This is a genomic window from Termitidicoccus mucosus, from assembly GCF_038725785.1.
Lineage (GTDB): Bacteria > Verrucomicrobiota > Verrucomicrobiia > Opitutales > Opitutaceae > Termitidicoccus > Termitidicoccus mucosus.
In genome coordinates this window covers 4,380,801-4,392,931 of the sequence record NZ_CP109796.1, presented here as the reverse complement: position 1 = coordinate 4,392,931, position 12,131 = coordinate 4,380,801, and the positions used below count along the sequence as shown (strand labels likewise).

1 protein-coding gene (only partly in view) is annotated in these 12,131 nt (G+C 68.6%); it reads left to right on the top strand.

Annotation, left to right across the window (positions count from 1 at the left end):
• On the top strand, window positions 1-12,131 hold the 3' portion of the coding sequence (locus OH491_RS15370; protein ID WP_342750567.1) for an autotransporter-associated beta strand repeat-containing protein. The gene continues 9,325 nt to the left of window position 1, outside the view; 12,131 of the gene's 21,456 nt are visible here — the last part of the coding sequence; the start codon falls outside the window, past its left edge; its stop codon occupies window positions 12,129-12,131.

Genomic DNA, 12,131 nt, shown 5'->3' with positions numbered 1-12,131 from the left:
GCGGCGCCTATTCGCAAAATTCCGTTTCGATGCTGACCATCGCCATCACCGACACCACGCGGACGGGCGCCTACATCGTCGCGCAAACGGCCACCCTCGGCGGCTCGCTGGCCGTCACCGGCGCGGACGCCAGCGGCACGGCGGCCACCGCCGGCGCGATTTACGCCGACCACACGCTGCTCATGCACATGACCGGCGGCACCATTCGCGGCGACTTCACCGGCAAGAACCTTGACCTCGCCGCCAGCGCGCGCAACTACCTCGTCGCCGACGCCTACAAGACCAACAGCGGCACCGATTACGTGGCCGGTTACAAGCTCGCATGGTACGGCGACGACACGCACGCGACCGGCTCGTTCAACCTCGCCGGCGGCGAAACCTTCACGGTGGACAACTTATACGGCGTCGAGCCGGAAATCACCGTCAACGGCATCGGCCTGCAAAACCGCCCGGCCTCGCCCATCAACGGCTGGGACGGCCAATCGCTGACCAAGACGGGCGACGGCACCCTCATCCTCAGCGCGACGAACACCTACACCGGCACGACCTTCGTCAACGGCGGCGCGCTGAGCGTCAGCGGCTGGACGGGCAGCACGGCGCAAGTTGTTATCGGCGGCAGCGCGGGCACCAGCGGTACGGTCAGCGTCAGCGGGTATCTCAACGCGACGGGTGGCAACAATTCCACCGGCATCATCGTCGGCAGCAACGGCACGGGCGTGTTAAACGTCACCGGCACCGTCAGCGGCAGCATCAACGGCGGCGGCAGTTGGTCGGTGGTCGCGGGTTACTCGAACGGCCGCGGCGCCATCAATGTCAGTGACAGCGGCTATCTGTTCAGCGCCACGCAAATGATCGCCGGTTACTACGGCGCGGGCGCGGTCAACCTCACCGGCAGCGGCAGCATCCGCGCCGGCTCCGACTTCTGGATTAGCTACGTCAGCAGCGGCAGCGGCGCGGTCAGCGTCGGCGGCAACGCGCTGCTGGATGTCGGCGGGCGGCTCGTGATTGGCTATGCCGGCACCCAAAACGCGAAATTGAACATCACCGACAGCGGCACGGTTCATGCCGCCGGCAATGTCACCGTCGGCGGCTCGCACAGCATGTACGGCTACACCACCGGCACGGTGACGGTCAGCGGCAGCGGCGTGCTGGCGGCCGACGCCGGTTTTTACCTCGGCGGCGGTGACATGACCGTCAGCGGCGCGGACGGCAAGGGGACGCTGACCATCACCGGCAGCGGCCTGGTGACGGCGGGCGGCACCTATGCGCAAAACGCGCGCTCGACGCTGACCGTCAGCGCCAGTTCGCGCGGCTTGGGCGACGCCTTTATCTACGCCAGTTCGGCCACCGTCAGCGGCACCATCATCGTCGAAGACTTCGCCACCGGCACCGCCTTTGCCGACGCCCTCGCCGTGCAGAGCAGCAGCCATCAGTTGTTAATCAGCACGACCAGCGGCACCATCAGCGGCGTCTTCACCAGCGCGACCATCGTCAACGGCGGCTCGAACTTGCCGGATTATCTCTACGGCGGCGTTTACAAGACCACCAGCGGCAGCGCCTACGTCGCCGGCGTCAACCTCTCATGGCTCGGCGACACCAACAACGGCACCGGCAACTTCACCGTCAGCGGCGGCACCTTCAACGTGAACATCGCCCTCAGCGACACCATGGGCCTCGCCGGCAGCAGCACCTACGCGAACAACTGGGACGGCCGTTCGCTCACCGTCACGAGCACCAACACCGGCACGCTCATCCTCAGCGCGAGCAATTCTTACACCGGCTCCACCAGCGTCCTCGGCGGCAACTTGCTGGTCACCACCAGCGGCAGCGCGGCGGGCATTTATAACAGCGCGGCGGCTCTCATTGACGGCGGCGCGGCCACCGTCAGCGGCAGCGCGGTGTGGAATGCGACCGGCGGCGGCAACAGCTTCACCGTCGGCTCCGCCACCACCGGCGCGCTGACGCTCACCGACAGCGGCAGCATCGGCACGCGGGGCAATTTCATCATCGGCAGCGCGACGAGCGCCAGCGGCACGGTCAGCCTCGGCGGCACTGCCGCGCTGGGCGTCGCCACCCTCAACATCGGCGAAAACGGCGCCCTCATCGTCGGCGACAGCGGCACCGGCTTGCTGACCATCAGCGACGCCGCGCAAGCCGCCGCCACCACCGTGGTGCTCGGCAACGGCACCACCGGCAGCGGCACCGTCAGTCTCGGCGGCAGCGGGCAACTGACCGCCGCCAACGGCATCCGCGTCGGCTACGTCGGCGCGGGCGTCTTCACCGCCACGAACAACGCCGTCATCAACAGCGGCTTGGTGCGCGTCGGCGACACGGCGACCGGCAGCGGCACGGTGAGCGTCGGCGGCTCGGCGCTGTGGAACATGAGCGACATCAGCGTCGGCAACAGCGGCACCGGCTGGCTGACGCTCAGCGGCGGCACCCTCAACGGCAGCACCGGCGCCAGCATCGGCTCCGATGCCGGCAGCCACGGCGCGGCGACTGTCAGCGGCGGCTTGTGGAGCATCGGGACGGATTTCATCGTCGGCTACAACGGCACCGGCTTGCTGAGCGTCAGCGGCGGCACCGTCAGCGCGGGCGGTGCCATCGCCCTCGGCGTTTACGCCAACTCCAGCGGCAGCGTCAGCCTCAGCGGCGGCGGCTTGCTCACCGGCAGCGGCAATTTGTTCAACGGAGAATCCGGCGCCGGCTCGCTGACCGTCAGCGACACCGCCCATGTCATCCTCAGCGGCTCCTATGTGCAAAGCGGCTCCTCGTCGCTGACGCTGACCCTCAGCGACACCCTCGGCTACCGCGACGCCTTTGTCTCCGCGACCGCCGCGCAACTCAGCGGCACGCTGACGGTGAACGCCAGCGGCACGGCGGCGTTCGTCAACGGCGGCAGCGCGTCGGCCTTGGCGAACGGGGCGCAAATCCTCATCCACACCAGCGCCATCAGCGGCGACTTCGCCAGCGTGACCGTCAACGGCGGCACGGGCGCGAAGGACTTTTTGAATTTCGGCGCGTTCATCACCGGCGGCACGGATTACGTGCTCGGCTCGCAACTCGCGTGGTTCTCCGCCACGACGGCGAGCCACGGCAATTTCACCCTGAACAGCGGCGAGAGCTTCAATGTTGACGTCACCCTCAGCAACACCACCGCCGACCTCGGCACCGCCAACGCCAGCGGCGCGACGTGGGACGGCCGCTCGCTGACCGTCACGTCGAGCAACAGCGGCACGCTCATCCTCAGCGCGAGCAACAGCTACAGCGGCACGACCAGCGTCCTCGGCGGCGCGCTCGCCATCACCGGCTGGACGGGCAGCACGGCGCAAGTCACCATCGGCGCGGGCGCGGCGGACAGCGGCACCGTCAGCGTCAGCGGCTACCTCGGCGCGGCGAATGGCATCATCGTCGGCGGCAGCGGCGCGGGCGTGTTGAACATCTCCAACAGCGGCAGCGTGAGCGCCGGCAGCACTGCTTACGTGGGCTACCGGGCGGACGCGACCGGCACGGTGAATGTCAGCGGCAGCGGCTGGCTGGGCACTGCCAGCGTCCTGAATGTCGGCGCTCGCGGCGCGGGTGTGTTGAATCTCACCGGCAGCGGCAGCGTCACGGTTGGTTCCTCGCTGCTCGTCGGTGGGGAATATTACACGTCCAACGCCGGCACGGGCGCGGTCACCGTCGGCGACTCGGCGTTGCTGGATGTGCTCGGCGAAATTAACATCGGCCAGCAGAATGCCGCCAGCGAGGGCGCGCTGACCGTGACGGGCGGCATCGTCCACGGCCACAGTTCCGTCGCCATCGGCTACTACAGCGGTCGCGGCGCGGCCACGGTCAGCGGCGGTTTGCTGCGGGCGGATAATTATCTCACGATTGGCTCTTACGACGGGACGGGGACGCTGGCCGTGACGGGCGGCACCGTTTCCACCGGCAATTACTTCAGTGTCGAGCACGGCAGCGCCATTGTCAGCGGCTCCGGTTTCATGACGAGCGGCAGCGCGCTCCGGGTTTCCAGCCTGACCAGCCCCGTGCTGGCCATCCGCGAAAGCGGCTCGGTCAGCGTCGCCGGCAACGTGGACATGGGCAATTTCGGCACCGGCAGCATCGAGGTCAGCGGCAGCGGCCTGCTGGCGGGCGCGGGCAATTTTAATAACGGCAGCACCGGCACCGGCGCGCTGACCGTCAGCGGCAGCGGCTTGGTGACGGCGAGCGGCGTGTATTCGCAAAACGCGGTTTCCTCGCTCACCCTCGACGCCTCGGTGCGCGGCTTGAACGACGCCTTCATCTACGCCAGCAGCGCGACGGTCGGCGGCACCATCAGCGTCAGCGGCTTCGGCACCGGCGGCAACTTTACCACCGCCAGCGCCGTTCTCAGCGGCAGCAGGCAAGTCCTCATCAGCGCGACCGGCGCGGGCGCAAGCGGCACCATCAGCGGCGTCTTCGTTTCCTCGACGCTGGTCGGCTTCGCTGGCGGCCTGCCCGATTATCTCTACGGCGGCATCTACAAAACCACCGACGCCAAGCAATACGTCGCCGGCGTGAACCTCGCGTGGTTCGGCGACGCCGCCAACGGCCACGGCAACTTCAGTGTGGCGAGCGGCACGTCGTTTGACGTCAACGTCACCCTCAGCGACACGATGGGCCTCGCCGGCAGCAGCACCTACGTCAGCAACTGGGATGGGCGTTCACTGACGGTCACGAGCAGCAACAGCGGCACCCTCATCCTCAGCGGCTCGAATAATTACACCGGCACGACCACAGTGAACGGCGGCGTGCTGAACATCACCGGCTGGACGGGCAGCACGGCGGAAGTCATCATCGGTGACACCACCACCGACAGCGGCACGGTCAATGTCAACGGCAGCGGTTATCTCGGCGCGGAGGGTTCTATTTATGTGGGTCGCGAGGGTGCGGGTATGCTGCTGGTAAACGGCGGCACCGTTCTCGCCCAAGGCGCCGTCAGCTTTGGTCACAGCGACGGCGTGTTTGGCAGCGGCAGCGTGGCCGGTGGTTATCTCGCCGGCGTCGGCATTTATTTCGGTGGCGGCAGCAGCGGCACCGGCGTTTTGGTGATCAACGGCGGCACGGTCAGCGGCAGCAACCCGTATGGCAGCGGCGGTGTTTACATTGGCGACGGCGGCAGCGGCGGGGTCACCCTCGGTGGCAACGGTTTGCTGGACGGCAGCGATAACTCCTTTGCGGTCGGCTGGGGCGGCGGCACCGGCTCGCTGAGCATGAGCAGCGGCACGGCGCGCGGCCACGAGGTGTATATCGGTTACGGCGCGACGGGCACGGTTGGCATGAGCGGCGGTTTGCTGCTGGCGACCGAAAACACCGACTGGGGGATGTATATCGGCAGCAACAGCGGCACCGGCTGGCTCACCGTCAGCGGTGGCACGGCGCAATCCCTAGGCGTCATTTCCATCGGCGGCGCGGTCGGCTACGGCAGCGGCTACGGTGAGGTCGCGATCAGCGGCAGCGGTTTGATGACCGCGGCGGGCAATCTCAGTGTTGGCAACGAAAGCGGCACCGGCGCGCTCACCATCAGCGACAGCGGCCTCGTCACCGCCGGCGGCACGTATTTCCAGAACGGCGTCTCCGGGTTGAACATCTCCATCGGCGGCACGCGCGGGGCGTTCGTCACCGCCGCCGCCGCCGTGCTCGACAACACCACCCTCAACGTCCTCGGCTACACCGGCACCGTCGGCGGACTGAAAGCCAGCGAGCTCGACGGCGCGAACCAGCTCGTCATCCACACCACGGGCACCATCGCGGGCGACTTCGCCACGGTCAACCTCGGCGGCGCCGCCAGCACCCTCGACTACCTGACGATCAGCGGGGAAAAGGTGAACAACGGCGCGGACTACGAAATCGGCTACAACCTCACATGGCTCACCGGCACCCGGACCAGCCACGGCAACTTCACCCTCGCGGCGGGGGAGAATTTCGAGGTGGACGTTTCCCTCTCCACCACCACCGCGCACGCCTCCGGCTCCTTCGCCCCCGCGTGGGACGGCGCGTCGCTCACCCTCACCGCCGTCAACGAAGGACTGCTCACCCTCAGCGCGAGCAACACCTACACCGGCACCACCACCGTCAACGGCGGCACGCTCGCCATCACCGGCTGGACGGGCAGCACGGCGGCGGTCGTGGTTGACGGGAGCGCGGGTATTCCTGCCCGCGTCGATGTCAGCGGCGGTGGCTATCTCGGCACGGCGAACGGAGGCAACCTCACCGTCGGCGGCAGCGGCGCGGGCGGGCTCAACATCGCCTCCACCGGCACCGCGCTCTCGAAGAATAATATCTTTTTCGGTCACGACACCGGCGCGCTCGGCACCGGCACCGTGGGCGGCCTGCTTACGGCGGGCGGCGATCTCCACGTCGGCAACAGCGGCACCGGCTCGCTCGACATCGAGGCCACCGGCACCGTGATCAACGGCAGAGGCGTCATCGGCTCTGCTCCCGATGCGCAGGGCGATGTCATCGTGCGCGGCAGGTGGACAAACACCGGCGCGCTCATCGTCGGCGACGCCGGCACGGGCGCGCTGATGGTCACGGGCACCGGCGCCGCCGAGGCGCACGACTTCGTTTCCTTCGGGGACAGCGGCATCGGCACCGGCACGGTGAGCGGCAGCGGCTGGCTCTCGGCGGGCGCCGACCTCGTGCTCGGCAACGAAGGGCGCGGCGCGCTCACGGTCACCGACAGTGGCAGCGTCACCACCGGCACCCATTTCGCCATCGGCTACAACGGCCTCGGCTCGCTCGACATCAGCGGCACCGGCCTGGTGACGGCCGGCGGCAACTTCCTCAACGGCAACTCCGGCACCGGCTCGCTCTCCATCGCCGGCAGCGGCAGCGTCAGCGTGGGCGGCACGTATTCGCAAAGCGCCTCCTCCACGCTCTCCCTCGACCTTTCGACGCGCGGCTTGAACGACGCCTTCATCACCGCCGCCGCCGCCGCGCTCGACGGCGGGCTTATCGTGGCCAACTACACCGGCACCGCCAGCGGCACCAAGGCCAGCGAGCTTGGCAACAACGCCCAGGTGCTCATCCACACCACCAGCACCATCACGGGCGACTTCGATACGAAGGCCATCACCGGCGGCACGAGCGCGGTGGATTACCTGACGCACAGCGCCTATGTCTCCGGCGGTACAAACTACGTCATCGGCAGCGGCCTCACGTGGCAGAGCGGCACCGACCAGGCCCACGGCACCTTCACCGTGACCAGTGGCACCTTCGAGGTTGACGTTACTCTCGCCGACGAGTCCTCCGGCAACACCAGCGGTTGGAACGGCAATTCGCTCATCAAGGCGGGGCAGGGCACGCTCGTCCTCAGCGCGAGCAACAGCTACTCCGGCAGCACCAGCGTGCAGGTCGGCGAGTTGCGTGTCACCCACACCGCCGCCCTCGGCGCCGGCCTCGTGGACATCGCCGGCGGCGCGGTTCTCAGCGCGACCTTCAACAGCGTGGCGGATTACACCTTCTCCAACACCCTCAACGGCTCCGGCCTGCTGTCTGTTGACCTGACCGCGACCAGCAACACTTTCGCCTTCGGCCCGTCAGTCTTCCAGTCCGGCCTCTTTACCGGCACCGCGAGGCTCTCCAACCTCGCCTACACGCTCGCAAACGGCGACCTCGCCGCCGCCACGCTTGTCACCTCCACCGGCGCTCAAGTCGATGTCGCCACCGGCACGCACACCCTCGCGGGCCTCGCGATTGACGGCGGGCGCGTGGACTTCGACACCAACGTCCCCGCCGACATCGTTTCGCCTGACTTCATCGCCGCGACCGGCACGATCCGCCTCGTCAGCGGCACGGTTGGCGTGCGCATCCCCACCGGCACGACGACCCACACCGTCCCGCAATCCCCGCTGCTCCAGCAGGACGAAGGCGCTCTCACCCGGCTCGCCAGCTCCGCGACCACCATCGGCGCGCCCAACAACATCGCGCTCGTTGACCTGAACACCGGCGCGCTCGTCACCGCCACGCAAGCCGCCGCCATCGTCCAGGCCGGCACGCAAGTGGCCACCGGCACCTACGGCTACGGCCTCTCCGCCAGTGACAGCGCCGGCAACCACGGCCTCTACGCCAGCTATGGCCTCGTGGCCGTGGATATCCTCGCGGGCCGAACCCTCCTGCTCGCCAGCGACACCACCGCGCCCTACGACGGCGACGAGTTCCACGCTGTCATCAGCGGCTCCGGCAACCTTGAGCTCGACGCCACGCAAAGCATCACGCTCAACGCCGCCAACAGCTACACCGGCACGACGACAATCGCTGGCGGCACGATCATCGCCGGCGCGAACGACGCCCTCGGCCATACCTCCTGGCTGTCCGTCACGTCCACCGCCGCCTACGACCTCGCGGCCAACACCCAGACCATCGGCGGCGGCATCATCGCCGGCGGTCTTCAGGGCCTGAGCACCGGCAGCCTCGGCCTCGGCGGCAGCGTGGACATCACGAGCACCAATGCCGGTTTCGCCGCCAGCGTCGGCGTGACCGGCACGACCACGCTTCACAACACACACGCACTCGGCGACAGCGGCACGCTCGCGATCACGCACGCCGGCTCGGTCCAACTGATCGGCTCGACCGGCACCTTCTCCAAGATCATCTCCGGCTCCGGCCAGTTCGCCCTCGCCGCCGGCAGCACCGTGGCCCTCACCGGCTCGAACACCGCCTTTGGCGGCACCTTCGCCATCGCGCAGGACACCGCGCTCGGTGCCGGCTCGACTGCGAACCTCGGTGCCGCCGCCATCGCGGACGACGGCCTTCTCACCCTCTCGAACACCGCCGCCGAAACCCTCGCCAACGTCCTCGGCGGCTCCGGCACGTTCGTCAAGGACGGCGCGGGCAACCTGACGATCTCCCAATCCAACGCCTTCACCGGCGTCACGACCGTCGCCGGTGGCACCCTCACCCTGACCGACCTCCACGGTGTCGGCGCCGGCGACATCACCAACCACGCCACCCTCGACCTCGCCGGCGACGGCATCTTTGCCAACAACCTCCTCGGCACCGGCACCACCATCATCGATCCCGACGTGATCCTCACCGGCAGCAACACCCTCGCCGCGTGGGATGTCACCTCCACCGGCACCGCCACCGTCACGCAGCAGCAAAACCTCGGTGACGCCGCCACGCGCATCGACGGCCGGCTGGTCATCACCGCCACCGGCGGCTGGAACTATGGCAACGCCCTCAGCGGCACCGGCGTGCTCTCCGTCGACACCTCCGGCAGCGCCTTTGCCTTCGCCGGCTCCACCGGCACCGCGTTCCACGGCACCCTCGCGCTGGGCCACAGCGCCTTCGACCTTTCCGGCGACAACACCGCTGCGCTCGCTGACGCCACGCTGCGGCTCGACGCCGCCAGCCACACCGCCGTCGGCACCGGCACGCAGCAAATCGGCAACCTCGTGCTCGGCAGCGGCACGATCACCTTCGCGCTCGGCGCGAGCGGCACGCAGGCCGACGGCATCGTCAGCACCGGCGTCCTCGACATCGGCGACACCGTCATCCGCATCGACACCGGCAGCTTCAGCGGCAACAACTCCAGCCCGATCCTCCAGCAGGACGAGGGCCTGAGCCTCCAGCTCATCGCCAGCGACACCCTCGCCGCCGGCAGCAAGACCCTCGTCACCGGCAGCCACCTCGTTGACCAGACCGGCGCGGAAATCAGCCAGGCCACGCAAAACAACATCGTGCAATCCGGCACGCTCACCGCCAGCGGCACCTACAACTTTGCCGGCGTCGCCGGCAACACCGGCCTCCACCTCGCCTACACGCTCACCGATCTCGACCTGCTCGCGGGCCGCACCACCGTCCTCGACCATGAAACCGCCTTCCTCGGCGCCATCACCGGCGGCACGACTCCCGGCGGCCACGAGCTGCACGCCAAAGTCACCGGCTCCGGCAACCTGCAAATCACCGCCACCGGCGCCATCTGGCTCAACAACGCCGCCAACGCCTACTCCGGCACCACCCTCGTGACCTCCGGAACGCTCGTCGCCGGCGCCTCCGGCGCGCTCGGCAACACCGGCTACCTCGACATCGCCGCCGGCGCCGCCCTCAACCTCAACCACACCGCGCAGACCATCGGCAACGGCGGACACGTTGCCGGCACGGACGGCTTGCAAGGCACCGGCACGCTGACCCTCGCCGGCGGCCTCTTCGACGTGCTTGCCTCCAACACCGGCTTCGCCGCGCTGGTCAACACCACCGGCACCGTGCGCCTCGCCCACGTGCAAAGCCTCGGCGCCACCGGCGCCGTCGCGCTCAACTCCGCCGCCGCCACGCTCATCCTCGACCCCGCGCAAAGCGGCACCTTCGCCACCGCGTTCACCGGCAGTCAGGGCACGTTCATCAAGGACGGCGCATCCACCGTCACCATCGCCCGCGCCAACGCCTTTGGCGGCGACGCGCAAATCCGCACCGGCACCCTCGCCGCCGCCGACATCGCCGCGCTCGGCACCGCCAGCGTCGCCATCTCAGCTGGCGCCGCCTTCGAGTATCGCGGCATCGCCTCCGGCGCCTCGCAAAACACCTTCAGCGGCTCCGGCGCGCTCTCCGTCATCAGCAGCACGCTCACGCTCGCCCGCGACAACACCATGGCGTTCGCCAGCCTCGACAACGCCGTCGTTACGATGAGCTCCAGCCACGCCCTCGGCACCGCCGCGACCGTGGTCACGCTCAACAACGCCGCCTCCGCCATCCGCATCGACACCCCCGCCGCGCAACTCGGCACGCTGCACCTGAACGGCGGCGCGCTCGCCTTTGTCGCCCCCGCCAACTTCGCCGCCGGCGCCGCCCCCGCCGCCGCCTACCACCGCGCCCGCATCGGAACCCTCGGCGCGAGCGCCGGCCGGTTCGAGCTCAACGTGGACTTCACCGGCGCCGCCGGCCTCATGACCCCGGCCACCGGCATGAAAGCCAACAGCCTCGCCATAACAAACGACGCCGCCGGCACGCACCAGGTCCACATTAATCATGTCGGCGCGCCCGGCGGGCAAAGCGCCTCCTTCGAGCTCATCACCACCGGCTCCGGCCTGGCGGAGTTTGTCCTCGACACCAACAACGGCAAAATCGACTTCGGCCTGACCGCCTACGAACTCAACCGCGGCGACGACACCGCGCTCATGCCCGGCGCAAACAACTGGTATCTGGCCGACACCGGCCTGTCGAACGCCGCCGACGTCATCCTCGACACCGCCTCGACGATTCCGCTCGACTGGAACATCGCCCTCGACGCCCTCCACCTGCGCATGGGCGAGGTCCGCGCCGAAAACCTGCCCGGCACTTCATTAAACTCCGGCGGCGGAGCCGCCAGTTCCGGCAACCTCTGGGTGCGCAGCCGCGCCTACCGCCTGAACGCGACCAACAGCATCACCGGCCGCGGTTTTGACCAATACGGCTGGGGCCTCACCGCCGGCATGGACAAACGCTTCCGCACCGAGAACGCCGCGAACCTCCTCGGCGCCTTCATCGACGCCGGCTCGATTCACCGCGACTTCGACCTGCGCGGCGGCAACACGAGCAGCAGCGTGATGCTCGGCGCCTACCTCACGCGCCTGCACGACAACGGCTGGTTTGCCGACGCCGTCGTGCGCGCCGGCCGTTACATCAACCGCATCGACGCGCGCACGCCGGAGCTGCGCACGGTGCAGGGCCGCTACACCAGCCGGGCCCTCGGCGGCAGCGTCGAGGCGGGCCGCCGCTTGCAGCGTGCCGACGGCTGGTGGGTGGAGCCCGCGTTGCAAGCCTCCATCCTCTGGCTCTCCGGCGAGAGCTTCGACACCTCGCCGGACAACCTCCGCCTCCACGTCAAGCAGGACAGCCTCCGCTCCGCGCAATACCGCGCCCTGGTGCGCTTCGGACGACAACTCGGCGACAGCCGCTGGCACCCCTACGGCAAGCTTGGCGCGGCCGCGGTCGACTCGGACGGCGGCGCGCTGCACGCCCACGACAAGCACCTCTCCCCGACCTACGACGGCAAGCGGGTGGAGTTCGGCCTGGGCGCGAGCTACCGGATCAACGACTTCAGCCAGATGTATCTGGATTATGAATACGCCCGCGCCCGCTATTACGAGCGCCCTTGGTCCATCAACCTCGGCTACCGCCGGCTCTGGTGA